At 71.8% G+C, this 18,465-nt stretch carries 14 protein-coding genes; 3 read left to right on the top strand and 11 right to left on the bottom strand.

Going from position 1 to position 18,465, the window contains the following annotated elements; all coding sequences use genetic code 11:
- Positions 1-376: 376 nt before the first annotated feature.
- Together ACIO1C_RS28600 and ACIO1C_RS28595 are read right to left on the bottom strand one after the other, a co-directional pair.
- Complete coding sequence (locus ACIO1C_RS28600; protein ID WP_401868571.1) at positions 377-1,945, bottom strand: PucR family transcriptional regulator; 1,569 nt, start codon at positions 1,943-1,945, stop codon at positions 377-379.
- Positions 1,946-2,068: 123 nt separating this feature from the next.
- Positions 2,069-4,267, bottom strand: coding sequence for an ATP-binding protein (locus tag ACIO1C_RS28595; RefSeq protein WP_401868569.1), 2,199 nt, complete (start codon positions 4,265-4,267; stop codon positions 2,069-2,071).
- Between the two features lie 312 nt (positions 4,268-4,579).
- On the opposite strand from ACIO1C_RS28595, the gene gabT reads away from it, so the two are divergent.
- Positions 4,580-5,914 carry a 4-aminobutyrate--2-oxoglutarate transaminase gene (gabT, locus tag ACIO1C_RS28590; protein WP_401868567.1) on the top strand — a complete coding sequence of 445 codons (1,335 nt, stop codon included), beginning with the start codon at positions 4,580-4,582 and terminating at the stop codon, positions 5,912-5,914.
- A gap of 125 nt (positions 5,915-6,039) precedes the next feature.
- Positions 6,040-6,948 (top strand): phosphatase PAP2 family protein, encoded by a 909-nt coding sequence (locus ACIO1C_RS28585; RefSeq protein ID WP_401868565.1) that lies wholly within the window; start codon positions 6,040-6,042, stop codon positions 6,946-6,948.
- Here the strand turns inward: ACIO1C_RS28585 and ACIO1C_RS28580 are convergent.
- From ACIO1C_RS28580 to ACIO1C_RS28545, 8 genes are all read right to left on the bottom strand, one after another.
- Positions 6,936-8,765: a chitinase gene (locus ACIO1C_RS28580; RefSeq protein WP_401868563.1), complete on the bottom strand. Its 1,830-nt coding sequence runs from the start codon at positions 8,763-8,765 to the stop codon at positions 6,936-6,938. The genes ACIO1C_RS28585 and ACIO1C_RS28580 overlap by 13 nt on opposite strands.
- A 97-nt stretch (positions 8,766-8,862) precedes the next feature.
- Complete coding sequence (locus ACIO1C_RS28575; RefSeq protein WP_401868560.1) at positions 8,863-9,330, bottom strand: hypothetical protein; 468 nt, start codon at positions 9,328-9,330, stop codon at positions 8,863-8,865.
- Between the two features lie 180 nt (positions 9,331-9,510).
- Positions 9,511-10,926, bottom strand: coding sequence for an NAD(P)/FAD-dependent oxidoreductase (locus ACIO1C_RS28570; RefSeq protein ID WP_401868557.1), 1,416 nt, complete (start codon positions 10,924-10,926; stop codon positions 9,511-9,513).
- Positions 10,927-10,977: 51 nt separating this feature from the next.
- Complete coding sequence (locus tag ACIO1C_RS28565; RefSeq protein WP_401868555.1) at positions 10,978-11,784, bottom strand: ABC transporter permease; 807 nt, start codon at positions 11,782-11,784, stop codon at positions 10,978-10,980.
- Entirely contained in the window at positions 11,784-12,737 is a 954-nt protein-coding gene (locus tag ACIO1C_RS28560) for an ABC transporter permease (protein ID WP_401868553.1), read from the bottom strand. Before ACIO1C_RS28560 ends, ACIO1C_RS28565 begins: the two co-directional genes overlap by 1 nt.
- Positions 12,734-13,918, bottom strand: coding sequence for an ABC transporter ATP-binding protein (locus ACIO1C_RS28555; RefSeq protein WP_401868550.1), 1,185 nt, complete (start codon positions 13,916-13,918; stop codon positions 12,734-12,736). Before ACIO1C_RS28555 ends, ACIO1C_RS28560 begins: the two co-directional genes overlap by 4 nt.
- Before the next feature lie 94 nt (positions 13,919-14,012).
- Positions 14,013-15,260: a spermidine/putrescine ABC transporter substrate-binding protein gene (locus ACIO1C_RS28550; RefSeq protein ID WP_401868547.1), complete on the bottom strand. Its 1,248-nt coding sequence runs from the start codon at positions 15,258-15,260 to the stop codon at positions 14,013-14,015.
- A gap of 51 nt (positions 15,261-15,311) precedes the next feature.
- Complete coding sequence (locus tag ACIO1C_RS28545) at positions 15,312-16,829, bottom strand: gamma-aminobutyraldehyde dehydrogenase (protein WP_401868545.1); 1,518 nt, start codon at positions 16,827-16,829, stop codon at positions 15,312-15,314.
- Between the two features lie 243 nt (positions 16,830-17,072).
- On the opposite strand from ACIO1C_RS28545, the gene ACIO1C_RS28540 reads away from it, so the two are divergent.
- Positions 17,073-17,672 (top strand): NADAR family protein, encoded by a 600-nt coding sequence (locus ACIO1C_RS28540; RefSeq protein ID WP_401868543.1) that lies wholly within the window; start codon positions 17,073-17,075, stop codon positions 17,670-17,672.
- A gap of 11 nt (positions 17,673-17,683) precedes the next feature.
- Here ACIO1C_RS28540 and ACIO1C_RS28535 read toward each other — a convergent pair whose 3' ends face one another.
- A complete protein-coding gene (locus tag ACIO1C_RS28535) occupies positions 17,684-18,430 on the bottom strand; it encodes a DUF4190 domain-containing protein (RefSeq protein WP_401868541.1) in 747 nt (248 codons plus the stop codon).
- Positions 18,431-18,465: the final 35 nt, after the last annotated feature.

Genomic DNA, 18,465 nt, shown 5'->3' with positions numbered 1-18,465 from the left:
GTGGGCTGCCCGCCTGGTGACCGGGTTGCGTTCTGGGGCCGGTGGGCCGCGCGTTCTCGGTGACCGGGTTGCGGTTCGTGTTGTCCTCAATCGCCGGACGGGCTTGATTTTGCCCGCTGCGGGCCGCGTTTTTGTGTGCGGGTTGTTGCCGGGGGCCGGTCAGGGGTCGTGTCCTGCACTGCATGTTTTACGTCGCGTTCAGCACCTTGTCTTAGCAACGGTCGCCATGCGACACAAAACACGCTCTACGTTCCGGACACGACCCCTGCCCGTCCCCCTTCCGGGCCCGCGCCAAAACAACCCGGCCCACCCCGGGTCTTTAAGCCCGTCCGGCGATTGAGGACATTAGTAACCGCAACGGACACCGTGGCGGAAGCTACCGCTCCGTCGTCTTCAGCGACAGCCACAGCTCCATCCGGACGTCCGGGTCGTCCAGGGAGCGCCCCAGGATCTCCTCCACCCTCCGCATCCGATAGCGGAGCGTATGCCGGTGGACGCCCAGATCCGCCGCCGCCGCGTCCCACTGGCCGTGGCGGGAGAGCCAGGCCCGGAGTGAGGCCACCAGGTCGCCCCGGCCCTTCGTGTCGTGTTCGTACAGCGCCCGCAGCATCCCGTCCGCGAACGCCCGCACCGCGTCGTCCGCGAGCAGGGGCAGGATCGAGCCCGCGGCCAGCTCCTCGTGCTCGACCAGCGCTCGGCCCCGCCGCCGCGCCACCGACAGCGCCGCCTCGGCCTGTTTGTACGCGCCGCCCACCGCGATGGGCCCCGTGGGCGCCGAGAGCCCGATCACGACGCCGCCGACCGCGTCGGGCCCGTCGACCGCACGCTCCCCCAGACGCGCGGCGGACGCCACCACCGCGCCCCCGTCCACCGCGAGCACCGCGAGCCGCTCCCCGTCCGGTACCGCCAGCACCGCCTCGCCCGCCCGCGCCCCCGCCGCCTCCAGCGTGTCCGACAGGGCCTCCAGCGCGCCCGGCTCCGTCGTGTCGGACTCCGGTTCCGCGATCAGCAGGCGGAACGGCGCGTCGAGGAGCCCGCCGTACAGTTCGCCCGCGACGGAGCGCGCGTGGTCGGGCTGCCCGGACAGCAGCATCCGCAGCACCGCCGCCCCGAGCCGCTGCTCGGCCTCCTGGAGGGCCCGCGACCGCTCGGTCGTCAGCGTGAGGAGCGCGACCGCCGAGTGCACGGCGTACCGCTCGGCGGTGCCCAGCGCCGCGCCCGTGCCGACCGCCAGTGCTCCGCCGGTCCGGCGGCCCGTGCCCAGGGACTGGAGTTCGACGCGGTCCTCGGCGCCGTCGCCGTGGCCCGGGTCCCCGACAACGACGCTCGCCGGCGCGGGCCGCTCCCGCAGCCGCTCCACGTCGGCCGTCAGCCGGGCCGCGCGCCGCGCCGCCCACTCCGGCGCGGCGGCGACAACCGCGCCGGTCGCGTCGTACAGCGCCGCCCAGCCGTCCACATGCGCGGCGAGCCGGGTGAGCAGCGCGGCGGGGCCGTCGGCGAGCGCGGCGCGGGTCAGTTCGCGCTGGGCCTCGAAGCCCGCCGTGACGGCGCGGTACTGGTCCGCCGCGATCGCCGCCGACACGGCCTTGCTGATCGCCAGGAAGGGCGTGCGCCGGGGCACTTCGAGCAGGGGCAGCCCTTCCGCGCGCGCCGCGGCGACCAGCGCCTCCGGGACGGAGTCGTAGTTCACGCCCACCGCGAAGCCGAGCCCGGCGACCCCCGCGCCGACGAGCCGCCGTACGTACGCCGTCATGGCCTCCGGGTCCTCGGCGTCCAGCGTCGTGGCCGTGACGAGGAGCAGTTCGCCGCCCTCCATGTACGGGACGGGGTCGGCGAGCTCGCTGGCGTGGGCCCAGCGCACGGGCGTCCGCAGCCGGTCCTCGCCCGCGCGCACCGTGAGGTGGAGGGCCGAGTGCTGCACGAGCGAGGCGAGCGTGGGCGGCATGGCGGGACCGTAGGCCTTTGTCTGGGAACGTCGGGGACGTCCGGGAAACCGGCGGGCGAGTACGCCGTCCCGTACGAACGGCGTACCCCAATCCTGCCAGCTTGTACGAACGACGTACCGGTCTCAGCCGCCCAGATCCACCAGCAGCGGCGGCGCGTGCTCGCCGCCCACCGTGCGCAGCGACAGCACGGCGTGCCCCGCGGGAACCGCGTGCGCCAGGTCCGAGGCGGACCACCGCTCGCGTTCGACCTGCCGTACGGTCACCGCGTCCGTCGTCACGGCCTTGCCGGTGACCAGCTTGCGGAAGGCGTGGATGGCTCTGGTCAGCGGCTGGTCCGCGAAGACCGTGCGCTGGGTGACGTCCCGGGTCTCCACCCATTCGGTGCCCCACGCCTCGGCGAACCGCTTGCCGTCCCAGGTAGTGATCCCGGAGAAGGCCATCCGGCAGCCGACGGCCCCGAGCAGGGAGGTGTGCAGTGCTTCCGGTACGTCATCGAGCGTACGGAGGGTGAGCACGGCGCCCGCGTTGGCGGACCGCAGTCGCTGTACGCCGCGCAGTGTCTCGGCGGTGAGGGTACGGGTCGCGTCGTCCAGGACGAGGCAGGCGAAGAGCGAACGGTCGGCCCGGGCCGCGGCGTTGGCGGTGAACTGGGCAAGGATGAGCCGGGCCAGCAGCCGGGAGGCCTCGGCGTGGCCGCGCTCGGGCAGGTCGATGCGGACCCGCAGCGGGTGCTCCAGGGTGCGCAGGGAGAAGGGCCTGGTCCGGCCGCTGGTGTCGAAGAATCCGGCGAAGGCCGGGCGGTCGAGCAGCGCGATCCGGTCGGCCAGCGCGGGTCCCGGGTCGCCGGGGGTGCCCGACTGCCGTTCCCTGGTGTCGAGTTCGCGCCGCATGCCGTACTGGCCCTTGGTGTCGAGCGCCTCGCGCAGGGCGGCCAGGGCGGTGGGTTCGCCGTCGAGCAGTTCCCGCAGTTCCGGTACCGACGGCAGGCGGTCGTGGGCGGCCCGGAAGGGTCCGAGCAGCTGGGCGAGGGCGGTGGTGGCCCGCCGGCCGTCGGTGTCGGCGAGGTCGCCGACCAGGCCTTCGGCCAGGAGCGTCGCGGCTTCGTCCGGGTCGTTGGTGCCGCCGTACAGGTCGAGGTCGTAGGCGGAGGCGGGGTCGCCGAGGCTGACGACGACGTCGTACGCGTCGTCGGGGCCGAGGCGGGTGCCGGTGGCGCAGACGGCGATGACGGCGGCGCGTCCGGCGAGGGCCTGGAGGGCGAGCGACTCGACGACGGGGCGGACGAGGGCGCGGGTCTTGCCCGTGCCGGGCGGGCCGACGGCCAGCAGTGAGGTCCCGAGCAGGTCGGGGTCGAGGGCCAGTCCGGTCCCGCGGCGGGCGTACGGGTTGCGCTGCCCGTCCTGGACCGTGCCGAGCAGGACCTGACGCCCGAGCAGGTCGTGCCGGGCCGCGCGGACGGGGAGGTCGCGGGCGTGGGAGGGGTGGACGCAGGCCGCCGCGCCGTGCGCGCGGACCTCGTCGGTGAAGGCGGTGAGCCGGGAGGGATCGGCCCGTACGGACTGCCAGGCGCGGCGGATCCGGATGTAGTCGACGTCGTTCATCCGCCCGTCCCGCACCGCGGCGGCGAGCCGCGCGGCGATCTCACCCTGCCCGGCGGCCCGCAGCTCGGGCCACTCGGCGAGGTCGTCCTCGGGTCCTGGCGGGGCGGGGGCGGTCGCGGCGGTCCGGGTGCGGTGGCCGAGGACGCGGCGGGCGAGCTCGGCCCAGCGGCCTAGGCGGCCGAAGACGACGAGCATCACGATGATCATCAGTGCGTAGTAGACCTTGAGGGAGGTCTCGCCCGTGGTGGTCCCCGGCCAGGAGTCGGGGGTGAACGCGAGGAGCGGCCAGACCCAGATACTGCCGAGATAACCGTTGTAGATCAGCGACCAGAGGAGCACTCCCGCGAGGAGTGAGATCAGGGCTCCGCTGACGAGCTGGCGCAGGGGTGCGCTCTCCGGCTCCTGTTCCGCCCGCACGACATGGCCGTACGCCCAGGTCCCCGGACCCGCGTCGACGCGGGGGACGTGCAGCCAGTCACGCAGCGTCGGTCCGGTGACGGGCCGGTGTTCCGGGGCGGGTGGCGGTTCCACGGGCCTCGGGCGGGAGCCGGTGGCGGCCGGGGGAACCGTCGGCGGGGGCATCGAGGGCGGCATGGGAGGCGGCGGCCCCGCCGGGCGGGGCACGGGATGGGCTTGGGGGCCGTGGGAGTCGTCCCGCCGGTCGCCCGGCGAACCGGCCCTCGCATCGCCCCGCGCCTCGTACGTGCCGTCGGTGTCCATGAGCTCCTGCCCCCTGACCAGCCAGGACCGATGTGCGTATGCGCCGCTCAACGTATTGCAACTGCAATACGTTGAGACACAGTATGGCGACTGCCCGGCGTCAGCACGTGGTTGACCGGCCCGCGCCCGCCGGGGTGTCGCCCCTCCCCCACCCCCGCCCACCCCCCTATGTCCGCCGCGGACAAACGACACGGCCGGACCACTACCGAACGGCGCGTGCCCGGGTCGGGCTCGCGCGCCTAGCCTGCGGGGAAAGCGCCGCGTCCACGTCCGAGTCCGGAGCATCGCCGGAGCACCCCCCAGGAGCCCCTCATGACCGCCATCCCGCAGGAGCGCCGTCTTGTCACCGCCATCCCAGGACCCCGGTCGCTGGAGTTGCAGGCCCGGCGCGACGCCGTGGTCGCCGCCGGGGTGGCGTCCACGCTGCCCGTGTTCGCCGCGCGCGCCGGGGGCGGGGTCCTGGAGGACGTGGACGGGAACCGGCTGATCGACTTCGGGTCCGGGATCGCGGTCACCACGGTCGGCGCCAGCGCCGAGGCCGTCGTACGCCGGGCCACCGCGCAGCTCGCGGACTTCACCCACACCTGTTTCATGGTCACGCCGTACGAGGGGTACGTCGAGGTCTGCGAGCGGCTCGCCGAGCTGACCCCCGGCGACCACGCGAAGAAGTCCGCGCTGTTCAACTCGGGCGCCGAGGCCGTCGAGAACGCCGTGAAGATCGCGCGCAGTCATACGAAGCGGCAGGCGGTGGTGGTGTTCGACCACGCGTACCACGGCCGTACGAACCTCACGATGGCGCTGACCTCGAAGAACATGCCGTACAAGAACGGCTTCGGGCCGTTCGCCCCGGAGATCTACCGGGTGCCGGTCGCCTACGGCTACCGCTGGCCGACCGGTCCCGAGAACTGTGGCGCCGAGGCGTCCGCGCAGGCCATCGACCAGATCACCAAGCAGATCGGCGCCCAGAACGTCGCCGCGATCATCATCGAGCCGCTGCTCGGCGAGGGCGGTTTCATCGAGCCTGCCAAGGGGTTCCTGCCCGCGCTGGCGCGGTTCGCGAAGGACAACGGCATCGTGTTCGTGGCGGACGAGATCCAGTCCGGTTTCTGCCGTACGGGCCAGTGGTTCGCGTCCGAGGACGAGGGCATCGTGCCCGACCTGGTCACCACGGCGAAGGGCATCGCGGGCGGCCTGCCGCTCGCCGCCGTGACCGGCCGCGCGGAGATCATGGACGCGGCGCACGCGAGCGGGCTGGGCGGTACGTACGGCGGGAACCCGGTGGCCTGCGCCGCCGCGCTCGGGGCGATCGAGACGATGAAGGAGCTGGACCTCGTCTCGAAGGCCCGGCGCATCGAGGAGATCATGAAGAGCCGGCTCTCCGCGATGAGCGAGAAGTACGACGTGATCGGTGACGTCCGGGGCCGCGGCGCGATGATCGCGATCGAGCTGGTGAAGGACCGGGGCACGAAGGAGCCTGACCCGGAGACGACCGGCGCGCTGGCGAAGGCGTGCCACGCGGAGGGGCTGCTGGTCCTCACCTGCGGTACGTACGGCAATGTGCTGCGCTTCCTGCCGCCGCTGGTGATCGGCGAGGACCTGCTCAACGAGGGCCTGGACATCATCGAGTCGGCGCTCGCCGCGCTCTGAGCGGGCGAAACGGAAGTCATGGTCAGGAGCCGCTGGTCAGGGCCTGTGAAGAAGGTGTGCGAGGGCGATGGCGGCTCTGTTTTCCCGCTGTCCGTCCCCGCCGCCCTGACGTACGGTTTGTGCGGATGAGAGAAACACCCCGCTCGCAGGGGACTGCGGGCGACACCGGTTCGGGGCGTCCCCAGCACCGTTCCGGCCGTGCCTTCGCGCACACCACCGGAGCTTCAGGCTCCGGATCTCCTCACGGATCGGACGGCCGCACGGCCCAAACCCCCCGGGGCGTGCGGCACACCGGTCCTGTCGGCCGCCCTGGAACCACCCCCCCTGTTCCAGGGCGGCCGCTCTCTCATCTCTTCGCGGTCTTCTCCCGCTTCTTCGCGGTCTTCTCCGTTCCGCGCCGTCCGTGGCAGTCCCGGCGCGCGTGGGTCTTCGCGCTGTGCGCGGTCCTCTTCTCCCTCGTCACCTGGCAGGCCGCCGACGGTGGTCCCGTGCGCCGGGCCGACGAGCGCCTGGAGCTGTCCCTCGCCGGTCACGGCCCCCGGCCCCTCACCGAACTCTTCGCCGATCTCGGCAGTGTCGTGGTCGCCCTGCCCGTCCTGGCGCTGGTTCTCGGGTACGTGCTCCGGCGCGGGCGGCGCGACCGTGCGCTGGCCGCCGCCCTCACCATGGTGGCCGTGCCCGTCCTGGTCGTCCCGCTCAAGTTCTGGATCGACCGGCGCGGCCCGCTGACCGACGCCACCGGGTACTACCCGTCGGGCCATACGGCGACGGCGATGGTCGCGTACGGCGCGGCGGCGCTGCTCCTCGCCCCGTACGCGGGACGGAGACGGACGGTGCCCGTCGCCGTCCTGCTCACCCTGGCGACGGGCACCGGTCTCATCCTGCGTGGCTACCACTGGCCGCTGGACGTCCTCGGCAGTCTGGCGCTGGGCGGGATGCTGCTGCTTCTGCTGGACCGGGCGCTGCGGGGAGCGGACTCCCGGCGCGCGGAGCGGTCACGGACTGCGGTCGGCGGAAGCGGTCACGGGAAGTAGGCGTCGAAGTTCCGTGAGAACTCCTGGCCGTTGAAGCGGTCCCAGTTGATCGACCAGGTCATCAGCCCGCGCAGCGCGGGCCAGGTGCCGTGGGTCTGGTAGGAACCGCAGTCGGTCTTCTTCGTCAGGCAGTTCAGCGCCTTGTTGACCTCGGTCGGGGTGGTGTAGCCGTTGCCCGCCTGGGTCGAGGCCGGGAGGCCGATGGCGACCTGGTCGGGGCGCAGCGCCGGGAAGACCCGTGACGTGTTGCCGGCCACCGGGAAGCCGGTGAGCAGCATGTCGGTCATGGCGATGTGGAAGTCGGCGCCGCCCATGGAGTGGTACTGGTTGTCCAGGCCCATGATCGAGCCCGAGTTGTAGTCCTGGACGTGCAGCAGGGTGAGGTCGTCGCGCAGGGCGTGGATGACCGGCAGGTAGGCGCCGGCGCGCGGGTCCTGGCCGCCCCAGGGTCCTGAGCCGTAGTACTGGTAGCCGAGCTGCACGAAGAAGGTCTCGGGGGCCATGGTGAGGACGAAGCCCGCGCCGTACTTGGCCTTGAGGGTCTTGATCGCGGAGATCAGGTTGACGATGACCGGGGTGGTGGGGCTGCGGAAGTCGGTGTCGCCGGTGTTGAGGGAGAGGGAGTGGCCCTCGAAGTCGATGTCCAGGCCGTTGAGGCCGTACTCGTCGATGATCTTCGAGACCGAGGAGACGAAGGTGTCACGGGCGGCGGTCGTGGCGAGCTGGACCTGGCCGTTGGCGCCGCCGATGGAGATCAGCACCTTCTTGCCGGCCGCCTGCTTGGCCTTGATGGCGGCCTTGAAGTCGGCGACGGACTCGACGTTCGGGCATTCGGCGACCGGGCAGAGGCTGAACCGGATGTCGCCGGAGGTCACCGAGGTGGGCTCGCCGAAGGCCAGGTTGATGACGTCCCAGGAGGCGGGCACGTCGGCCATGCGGGTGTAGCCGGAGCCGTTGGCGAAGCTGGAGTGGAGGTAGCCGACGAGGGCGTGCGCGGGCAGGGTCGTACCGCCGCCTCCGCCGCCGCCTCCCGAGGCGCTCGTGGTGGCGGAGACCGCCGGGGAGAGCGCCGAGGCGCCCCCGCTGTTGGTCGCGGCGACCTGGAAGCTGTACGCGGTGGACGCGTTGAGCCCGGAGACGGTCGCGGAGGTGCCGGTGACGTCCAGGGCCTTGGTGCCGCCCCGGTAGACGGTGTAGCCGGTGGCGCCGGTGACGGCCATCCAGGAGAGGCTGACCGAGGACGAGGTGACGCCGGTGGACCGCAGGCCGGCGGGGACGGCCGGGGGCTGGACGGGGGTTCCGCCGGGGCCGACGAGGGTGAGGTCGTCGGCGTAGTAGGTGGGGGTGCCGTACCAGCCGTTGAGGTAGATCGTCACGGACGTGGTGGACGGTCCCGAGCGGAAGCTGGTGGTGAGCTTCTGCCAGTCGGGCGCGGACTGCGTCCAGGTGGAGACGTCGGTGGTGCCGGTGCCGGAGGCGCCGAGGTAGACGTAACTGCCCCGGACCCAGGAGCTCAGCGTGTACGCGGAGTCGGGCTTGACCGTGACGGTCTGGGAGCACTTGGCGTTGTCGTTGCCCGCGGGCGTGCCGCGCAGGGCGCCGGTGCCGGCGTGGACGGGGGCGGTGACGGCCGCGCCGCTGCCGGCGGTACAACTCCAGCCGCTGAGGCCGGACTCGAAGCCGCCGTTGACGGCGACGTCCACGTCGGCGGCGTGCGCGGTCTGCGCGGTGGCGACGAGGCCGCCCGCGGTGAGCAGGGCCGCCGTGAGGGCAGCCACCAGTCTGGGGAACCGGGCAGGACGTCTCGTGCGTTCCACAACTGCCTCCGGGCATGGGGGAAATGAGGGGGCGGGTGGCGCACAGCATGGTCCAGACCAATTGGTGTGGTCAATACCTCTGATGGCATCGGACGCGCTACGCGCCGTTCTCCCGCCCGCCCTCCCCCCGCCTCGCCGCGGCCTCGTGCATCGCCAGTTCCAGCAGCGCCGGGTCGGTCAGGGTGCCCGAGCCGTCCGGCGGGATCAGCCAGCGCACCCCGCCGCTGGTCCGCCCCGGGTACGGCACGACGATCCAGGTGCCGTGGCCCGCGCCGCGCACCCCCGTACCGAGCCAGCGGGCCGCCGTGCCCGGCGGTACGAAGAACCCCATGCGCGAGTCGCCGAAGTCGGCGAGGACCGGGCCCGGCCGGTCGATGAGCCGGGTGAGCACGTCGAGCGTCGGATAGCCCAGCTCCCCCGGCAGAATCAGTACGTCCCAGCGCCGGCCGGCCGGCAGCAGCGTCACCCCCAGCGGGTTGCGCTCCCACTCCCACCGGCAGGCATCGGGATCCGGTGCCACCGATACCAGCCACTCCACCGCGCTCTTGGCCCCCGAGCCAGTCATCTGTCCGGCCTCCCATCCGTGTTGTTGGACAGTACGTCCATACGGGGAGAGACACAGGTGGCGCCCGATGATGACGCGGGTTCGGCCCGCCAATTGAAACGCGCGGCTCAACCTGCTGACGGCGCAACCGAATTGCGAGTCCGACGGCGTACGGCTCCGCTGCCGGAGACGGCGTACGGCTCAGCTGTCGAAGCCGAGCCCCAGCCGGTCCATGGTCCGCAGCCACACGTTGCGCCGTCCGGCGTGCGCGTCGGCGCGGGCCAGCGACCACTTGGTGAGGCCGATCCCGGCCCAGGCGGCGGGTTCCGGCGGGAACGGCAGCGGTTTGGTGCGTACCATCTCCAGCTCGGTGCGTACGGTCCGCTCCCCCGCCAGCAGGTCGAGCATCACCTCCCCGCCGAAGCGGGTGGCGCCGACCCCGAGGCCGGTGTACCCGGCGGCGTACGCGACCCGTCCGTCGTACGCCGTGCCGAAGAAGGCCGAGAAGCGCGAGCAGGTGTCGATCGCCCCGCCCCAGGCGTGGCTGAAGCGGATCCCCTCCAGCTGCGGGAAGCAGCGGAAGAAGTGGGAGGCGAGGGTCAGGTACGTCTCGGGGCGGTGGTCGAGGGCGGGGTCGAGCCGGCCTCCGTACGGGTAGATCGCGTCGTAACCGCCCCACAGGATCCGGTGGTCCGCGGTGATACGGAAGTAGTGGAAGCGGTTCGCGCTGTCGCCGAGGCCCTGGCGGTTGCGCCACCCGACGGAGGCGAGCTGGGCGTCCGTCAGCGGCTCGGTCGTCAGGGCGTAGTCGTACACCGGCACCGTGTACGGCCGCACCCGCTTGACCAGGGACGGGAAGACGTTGGTGCCGAGGGCGACCCGCCGGGCGAAGACCCGTCCGTAGGGGGTGCGGACCGCCATGCCGGTGGCCGTACGGGCCAGTTCGAGGCCGCGGGTGTTCTCGTAGATCCGTACACCCAGGGCGGTGACGGCCCGTTTGAGGCCCCACACCAGCTTCGCCGGGTGCAGCATGGCCACCCCGTGGGGGTCGTGCAGCCCGCCCAGGAACGTCGGCGAGTCGACCTCCGCCCTGACCGCGTCCCGGTCCAGCAGTTCGAGCCCGGTGGCGCCGGACTTCACGGCCGCCTCGTACGTCTCGCGCAGGTCGGCCAGCTGGTACGGCTCGGTCGCCACGTCGATCTCGCCGCTGCGCTCGAAGTCGCAGTCCAGGGAGTAGCGGGCGACGGCCGCCCCGATGGCGTCGAGATTGCGCGCGCCCAGCTCTTCGAGGGTCGCCAGCTCGCCGGGCCAGCGGGCGAGGCCGTTGCTGAACCCGTGGGTGAGGGAGGCGGCGCAGAAGCCGCCGTTGCGGCCCGAGGCGGCCCAGCCCGTCTCGTGGCCCTCGATCAGGACGACCTCACGGTCCGGATCGCGCTCCTTGGCGAGGAGCGCGGTCCACAGCCCGCTGTATCCGCCGCCGATGACCAGCAGGTCGCAGCGCTCGTCGCCGGTGAGGGCGGGCAGGGCCCCGGGGCGGCCGGGGTCGTCCAGCCAGTAGGACAGCGGCTGCGCGTCGGACAGTGAGGCGGCGGCGGTACGCATGGCGCTCGGGGCCATGTCTTCCAACTCCCTCGGAGTTCTGGATGTGGGTTCTCAGGTGTGGCGTTCTCAGGTGGTGGCGGCGGTCTTCCGCCGGCGGTTGCTGATCAGCTGGCCGGCGCCCACCAGTGCTACGGCAATGATGAACATCGCCGTGCCGATCACGTTGATCTGCACCGGCGTGCCGCGCTGCGCCGAGCCCCAGACGAACATGGGGAAGGTGACGGTCTGGCCGGCGTTGAAGTTGGTGATGATGAAGTCGTCGAACGACAGCGCGAACGCGAGCAGCGCGCCCGCCGCGATGCCGGGGGCGGCGATCGGCAGAGTGACCCGTACGAACGTCTGCACCGGCCCCGCGTAGAGGTCGCGGGCCGCCTCTTCGAGCCGGGGGTCCATGGACAGGACCCGGGCCTTGACTGCCGTCACCACGAAGCTGAGGCAGAACATGATGTGGGCGATGAGGATGGTCGTGAAGCCGAGCTGCGCGCCCAGGTTGAGGAAGAGCGTGAGCAGCGAGGCCGCCATGACCACCTCGGGCATGGCCATCGGCAGGAAGATCAGCGAGTTGATCGCGCCGCGCGCCCGGAAGCGGTAGCGGACCAGCGCGAAGGCGATCATCGTGCCGAGGACGGTGGCGCCGATCGTGGCGAAGGTGGCGAGCCGCAGCGAGAGGCTCAGCGAACCGCACAGGTCGGCCACCCCGCAGGGGTCCTTCCAGGCGTCCAGGGAGAAGGTCTGCCAGGAGTAGTTAAAGCGTCCCTGGGGCTTGTTGAACGAGAAGACCATCACGACGACGTTCGGGACGATCATGTACGCGAGCGTCAGCAGGCCCGCGATGACGACCAGGTTCCGCCTGATCCAGCGAACAGCACCCATCAGAGCAGTTCCTCCGTCCCCGCGCGGCGGATGTAGAAGGTGACCATCAGCAGGACGACGGCCATCAGGATGAAGGAGAGCGCGGCCGCCGTCGGATAGTCGAGGACCCGCAGGAACTGCGTCTGGATGACGCTGCCGATCATCTTCGTGTCGGTGGAGCCGAGCAGTTCCGCGTTGACGTAGTCGCCGCTCGCCGGGATGAAGGTGAGCAGCGTGCCGGAGACGACGCCCGGCAGGGAGAGCGGGAAGGTCACCTTGCGGAAGGTGGTCAGGGGCCGGGCGTAGAGGTCACCGGCGGCTTCGTGGAGCCGGCCGTCGATCCGCTCCAGCGAGGTGTAGAGCGGCAGGATCATGAACGGCAGGAAGTTGTACGTCAGACCGCAGACGACGGCCATCGGGGTGGCGAGGACGCGGTCGCCCTCGGTCCAGCCGAGCCAGCTGGTGACGTCCAGGAGGTGCAGCGAGTTGAGGACTTCGACCACCGGTCCGCCGTCGCTGAGGATCGTCTTCCAGGCGAGCGTGCGGATCAGGAAGCTGGTGAAGAACGGCGCGATGACCAGGACCAGCACCAGGTTGCGCCAGCGTCCCGCCTTGAAGGCGATGAGGTACGCGAGCGGGTAGCCGAGCAGCAGGCACAGGATCGTCGCCGTGCCCGCGTACAGCAGGGAGCGCACGAACTGGGGGTAGTACTCCTGGAGCGCGTCCCAGTACGTCTGGAAGTGCCAGGTGACCTCGAAGCCCGCTTCGAGCGAACCGGTCTGGACGGAGGTCGAGGCCTGGTAGACGAGCGGCAGGGCGAAGAAGACCAGCAGCCAAAGAATGCCGGGCAGAAGCAGCCAGTACGGGACGAGCCGCTTGCGCCGGGAGACCTTGTACAGGGGGATCTCGGCGGGCCCGGCGGCGGGCGGGGTGGGCGGGCCCGGCGGCGCGGGCGGTGCTTCGGTGGCGGTCACGAGGCCTCCCCGTCCGCCGTCTCCGTACCGTCGGCGCCCGTCGTCCCGGCGAGCACGGACTGCGCGGCGTCCAGGCCGAAGGTGTGCGCCGGGTTCCAGTGCAGGACGACGTCGGCGCCGGCCACCAGGCGGGTGTCGCGCTCGATGTTCTGCGCGTACACCTCCAGGGAGGCACCGGCCGGGCTGTCGATCACGTACTGCGTCGAGACGCCGATGAAGCTGGAGTCCACGATCCGGCCCGTGACGCGGTTGCGGCCGTCGGGGATGCTTCCGGCGTCGTCCGCGTGCGCCAGGGATATCTTCTCGGGGCGTACGCCGACGAGGAGCGTGCCGCCGCTGGTGGTCGGCGCGGAACACCGGCCCGCGGGGAGCACCAGCTTGGCGCCGCCGACCGTCACCACGACGTCCCCGCCGTTCTTCTCGGCGACCTCGGCCTCGATGAGGTTGGAGGTGCCGAGGAAGTTGGCGACGAAGGTGGTGTTCGGGTTCTCGTACAGATCGGCGGGGCTGCCCAGCTGCTCCACCACACCCCCGTTCATCACCGCGACCGTGTCGGCCATCGTCATGGCCTCCTCCTGGTCGTGGGTGACGTGGATGAAGGTGATGCCGACCTCGGTCTGGATCCGCTTGAGCTCCAGCTGCATCGTGCGGCGCAGCTTGAGGTCGAGGGCGCCCAGCGGCTCGTCGAGCAGCAGCACCTGCGGGTGATTGATCAGCGCGCGGGCCACGGCGACCCGCTGCTGCTGGCCGCCGGAGAGCTGGTGGGGCTTGCGCCGGGCGAAGTCACCGAGCTGGACGAGGTCGAGCATGTCGCCGACCTGCTTGCGTACGGACTTCACGCCGCGGCGGCGCAGCCCGAAGGCGACGTTCTCGTAGATGTCCAGGTGCGGGAAGAGCGCGTAGCTCTGGAAGACGGTGTTGACCGGGCGCTTGTACGGGGGCAGGTCGGTGACGTCCTTGTCGCCGAGGAAGACCGATCCTGTGGTCGGTTCCTCCAGTCCCGCGATCATCCGCAGGGTGGTGGTCTTGCCGCAGCCGGAGGCGCCGAGGAGCGCGAAGAACGAGCCCTGGGGCACGGTGAGGTCGAGCGGCTTGACGGCGTGGAAGGAGCCGTACGTCTTGCTGATCCCGGTGAGGCGGACGTCGTCGCCGCCGTGGCCGGTGGGTGCGGTCTCTGTCATGGGTCACGATCCCGGGGGCTGGGAGGGAGGGGGCGGGGCGAGCGGCCGGCTCGGCGCTCGGGGCGGGCTCGGGGCTCAGGGCCTGGGGCTCGGCTCAGGCGCCGATGAGCTTGGCGAACTTCCCCTCGTACGCCGTCTCCTCCTTGCTGCTGAGGGAGCGGAAGGCGTGCGAGGCGGCGGCCATGGCCGCGTCCGGGAGGATCAGGGTGTTGTCCGCCATCGCCTTGTCGATCTTCGTCAGCTCCGCACGGACCCCGTCCACCGGACAGACGTAGTTGATGTACGCGGCGAGCTGCGCGGCGATCGGCGGCTGGTAGTAGTGGTCGATGAGCTTCTCGGCGTTGGTCTTGTGCCGCGCCTTGGCCGGGACCAGCAGGTTGTCGCTGGAGATGATGTAGCCGCTCTCCGGGATGGTGAACTTGATGTCCGGGTTGTCCGCCTGGAGCTGGACGATGTCCCCGGCCCAGGCGACACAGGCCGCGATGTCGCCCTTGTCGAGGTCCGCGGTGTAGTCGTTGCCGGTGAAGCGGCGGATCTGCTGGTTGTCGACGCCCTTCTGGAGCCGGGCGATCGCCGCGTCGAAGTCGTCGTCCGTGAACGACCCGGGGTCCTTGCCGAGGTCGAGCAGGGTCATCCCGACGGAGTCGCGCATCTCGGAGAGGAAGGCGACCCGCCCCTTGAGCGCCGGGTCGTCGAGCAGCTGGCTGACGGACTCGACCTTGCGCCCCTTGGTCGCCTTGGCGTTGTAGGCGATGACGGTCGGGATGCCGGTCCAGGGGTACGAGTAGGCCCGGCCCGGGTCCCAGTCGGGCATACGGAACTGCTCGGCGAGGTTCGCGAACGCGTGCGGGAGGTTGGAGGGGTCGAGCTTCTGCGCGTACCCGAGCCTGATCATGCGGGCGGCCAGCCAGTCGGTGACGCATATGAGGTCACGGCCGGTGTCCTGGCCGGCCGCGAGCTGCGGCTGGATCTTGCCGAAGAACTCGACGTTGTCGTTGATGTCCGCCGTGTACTTCACCGCGATCCCGGTGCGCCGGGTGAAGGCCTCCAGCGTCGGGTAGTGCTTCTCGTCCTCGCTGGTGTCCATGTACTCGGTCCAGTTGGAGAAGACGACCCGCTTCTCCTTCGCCGAGTGGTCCGTGGAGGCCGGGCCGTCCTCGTCCCGCTTGGCGGGCGGGATCCCGCAGGCGCTCAGACCGGCGAGGCCGCCGATGGTGAGCGCGCCGACGCCGGTGGCGCGCAGCACCGAGCGGCGTGAGAGGGCGCCCCTGCCGCTGGTCAGGGTGCGCCGCATCGCGGCCAGTTGGGCGGCCGACGGACGGTCGGGCTCGTACTGCTCCATGCGCTGTGCCCTTTCGGGTGGGTGGTAACGGCCGGATCCGCGGGACACCCGCTAGGCGCGGTCTCCGAAGATCGTGCGGTGCCAGTCCTTCCGTGCCACCGCGGTGTTGTCGAACATCACATGCTTGATCTGCGTGTATTCCTCGAACGAGTACGCGGACATGTCTTTGCCGAAGCCGCTGGCCTTGTAGCCGCCGTGCGGCATCTCGCTGATGATCGGGATGTGGTCGTTGACCCAGACGCAGCCGGCCTTGATCTCGCGGGTGGCGCGGCCCGTGCGGTAGACGTCACGGCTCCAGACGGAGGCGGCGAGTCCGTACGGGGTGTCGTTCGCGAGGGCGAGGCCTTCGTCGTCGGTGTCGAAGGGGAGGACGACCAGGACCGGGCCGAAGATCTCGGACTGGACCACCTCGCTGTCCTGCGGGGCGCCGGCGATCAGCGTGGGCCGGTAGTAGGCGCCGTCCTTGAACGCGCCGCCCGGTGCCTCGCCGCCGGTGACCACGCGCGCGTAGCCGCGGGCCCGGTCGACCATGGCCGCGACGCGGTCGCGGTGGGTGTGGGTGATCAGCGGGCCGAGGTCGGTGGCCGGGTCGGCCGGGTCGCCGAGGCGGACGGTCTCCATCAGCGCGGCGACCCCGCTGACAAACGCGTCGTACAGGGGGCGCTGGACGTACGCGCGGGTGGCGGCGGTGCAGTCCTGGCCGCCGTTGATGAGCGAGCCGGCGACGGCGCCGTGGATCGCGGCCTCCAGGTCGGCGTCGTCCAGGACCAGGAAGGGGGCCTTGCCGCCGAGTTCGAGGTGGAGGCGGGTGACGGTGGCGGCGGCGATCTCGGCGACGCGCTTGCCGACGGGTGTGGAGCCGGTGAAGGAGGTCATCACGACGTCGGGGTGGGCGACGAGCCGCTCCCCCGCGTCCTGGCCCGCGCCGGAGACGATGTTGACGACCCCGTCGGGCAGTCCGGCCTGCTGGGCGGCCTGGGCGAACATCAGCGAGGTGAAGGGCGTGATCTCGGCGGGCTTCAGCACGATGGTGTTGCCCGCGGCGACGGCCGGGAGGATCTTCCAGGCGGCCATCTGGAGCGGGTAGTTCCAGGGGGCGATGGAGCCGACGACCCCGATCGCCTCACGGCGTACGTAGGAGGTGTGGTCGGCGCTGTACTCCCCGGCGGAGACGCCGTCGAGGTGGCGGGCGGCGCCCGCGAAGAACGCGGTGTTGTCGATCGTGCCCGGTACGTCGAACTCGGTGGCGAGCCTGACCGGTTTGCCGCACTGGAGCGACTCGGCGTACGCGAAGTCCGCGGCCTGCCCGTTGAGGACGGCGGCGAGGCGGTGCAGGGCGTCGGAGCGCTCGCCGGGGGTGGCGGCCGACCAGGCGGGGAAGGCGGCGCGCGCGGCGGCGACGGCGTCGTCCACGTCGGCGGTGCCGGCCAGTTCGTACGTGTAGACCTCTTCGCCGGTCGCCGGGTCGACGACGGCCTGCGTGCGTCCCGAGGTGCCCGGGCGCAGCCGGCCCCCGATGAACTGCGCGCCGGCCGCGAAGCGGTCCCGCACCTGGAAGCGGTTGCCCATGACGCTCTCCGATGTCCCGGCCGACGTTCCGGCGGTGCCCACGTACCGGCGGTCCCGCACGCCGGTCGTGGTTCCAGTCGTTGTCCGGCTTCAATTGAGTGCCGATCCTGACAGAGCACGTCCACCTCAACAAGGGATTCCGTTGTTGCCTTTTGGTTACGCGACGGAATCGGTGGACCGTGTGTCGTGTCAGGGGGCTGATCGCCGTACGGAGTGTCAGTGGTGGCTGGAAGACTCCCGTGCATGGGAGAACACACGGGGAGCACGATCCGCACGGCCGCCGACCTGGTCACGCGGGCGGAGCGCGGCGAGACGGTGAAGTACCTGCGCTTCTGGGGGCACACACCGAAGGCGGACGGCACGCTGGGGGCGGGCTGTCTCAGCCAGTGGTGGCCGTCGCCGTTCACGGTGGACGGGGTGGAGTACGCGACGGCCGAGCACTGGATGATGGCGGCCAAGGCCCGGCTCTTCGAGGACACGGAGGCCGAGCGCGAGGCCGTGGCGGCGGCGCATCCGGCCCTGGCCAAGAAGGCGGGGCGGCTGGTGCGCGGCTTCGACCAGGCCGTCTGGGAGCGCGAGCGGTTCGGCGTGGTGGTGGAGGGCGGTGTGCACAAGTTCGGGCAGGACCCCGCGCTGCGGGAGTTCCTGCTGGGCACGGGCGGACGGGTGCTCGTCGAGGCCAGCCCCAGGGACCGGATCTGGGGCATCGGACTGTCGGCCCAGGACGAGCGCGCGGCGGACCCCGCCCGGTGGCGGGGCCTGAACCTGCTGGGTTTCGCCCTGATGGAGGCGCGGGAACGGCTCCGGGCCCGAGGGTCGGGCCCGGAACGGCTCCGGGCGTGAGGGTCAGGGGGTCAGGGGGTCACGAGCACCACGGACGAGGTGGAGAACGGGTCCTCGTCGGTGAAGTCCGTGCCCTCGTCGGTGTTCACCACCCAGATGAGGAGGGCGAGGAACAGCGCGCCGAGCACGGTCGCGACGGCGCCGAGGATGACCCCCGCCAGCGCCACACCCCCGTTGGTCGCCTCGCCCCTGCGGGCCTTGCGGCGGCCGATGACGCCGAAGACCAGGGCGAGGACACCGAGGATGATCCCGAGGCCCCAGAAGCAGCCGACGACCAGCGCGACGATGCCGAGCACCAGCGCCGTGACGCCCATCCCGTTGGCGGGAGCCTGCTGCCAGCCGCCCGCTCCGTAGCCGGGGTACGGAGCGATGTAGCCGCCGGTGGAGTACCCGGCGGGGTAGCCGGCGTGGGTCGTCCCGGTGGGCGGTCCCGCCGCCGGGTAGCCGTGGCCGGCCCCGGTGTCGTGGGTCCCGCCCGTCCCGGTGGCGTACGGCGAGCCGTACGGAGCGCCGGGCTGCGGCGGGACCGCGCCGGACGGCGCGCCGGGGTAGCCGTACGGACCGGGCGCACCGCCGCCGGGGCCGCCGGGCGCGGGCGGCGGCGGGGGTACGGCGGCGGGCGGCGGTCCACCGATCACCGTGGGCTGGTCGTGCACCGATCCGGGCGCCTGCTTGTCCAGCGGTACGCGCCGCTCCGGCGGTGCCCAGGGATCGTTCTCCTCGAAGCCGCCCGGCGGCTGGTCACTCTGGTCCGGCATGGTCCCCCCTATGTCGTCCCGTCATGCTAAGGCCC

Origin of the sequence: Streptomyces sp. NPDC087420, assembly GCF_044744165.1 — a bacterium.
Classification (GTDB): domain Bacteria; phylum Actinomycetota; class Actinomycetes; order Streptomycetales; family Streptomycetaceae; genus Streptomyces.
Note: the sequence above shows the minus strand (reverse complement) of the source record. Positions and strands in the feature narration are given on the sequence as shown.

Coding starts and splice junctions, on each gene's coding strand:
- ACIO1C_RS28550 (WP_401868547.1), bottom strand. CDS start 15,260: ATGGAGCAGTACGAGCCCGACCGTCCGTCGGCCGCCCAACTGGCCGCG.
- ACIO1C_RS28585 (WP_401868565.1), top strand. CDS start 6,040: ATGAGAGAAACACCCCGCTCGCAGGGGACTGCGGGCGACACCGGTTCG.
- ACIO1C_RS28565 (WP_401868555.1), bottom strand. CDS start 11,784: ATGGGTGCTGTTCGCTGGATCAGGCGGAACCTGGTCGTCATCGCGGGC.
- ACIO1C_RS28595 (WP_401868569.1), bottom strand. CDS start 4,267: ATGGACACCGACGGCACGTACGAGGCGCGGGGCGATGCGAGGGCCGGT.
- ACIO1C_RS28540 (WP_401868543.1), top strand. CDS start 17,073: ATGGGAGAACACACGGGGAGCACGATCCGCACGGCCGCCGACCTGGTC.
- ACIO1C_RS28545 (WP_401868545.1), bottom strand. CDS start 16,829: ATGGGCAACCGCTTCCAGGTGCGGGACCGCTTCGCGGCCGGCGCGCAG.
- ACIO1C_RS28575 (WP_401868560.1), bottom strand. CDS start 9,330: ATGACTGGCTCGGGGGCCAAGAGCGCGGTGGAGTGGCTGGTATCGGTG.
- ACIO1C_RS28535 (WP_401868541.1), bottom strand. CDS start 18,430: ATGCCGGACCAGAGTGACCAGCCGCCGGGCGGCTTCGAGGAGAACGAT.
- ACIO1C_RS28570 (WP_401868557.1), bottom strand. CDS start 10,926: ATGGCCCCGAGCGCCATGCGTACCGCCGCCGCCTCACTGTCCGACGCG.
- ACIO1C_RS28600 (WP_401868571.1), bottom strand. CDS start 1,945: ATGCCGCCCACGCTCGCCTCGCTCGTGCAGCACTCGGCCCTCCACCTC.
- gabT (WP_401868567.1), top strand. CDS start 4,580: ATGACCGCCATCCCGCAGGAGCGCCGTCTTGTCACCGCCATCCCAGGA.
- ACIO1C_RS28555 (WP_401868550.1), bottom strand. CDS start 13,918: ATGACAGAGACCGCACCCACCGGCCACGGCGGCGACGACGTCCGCCTC.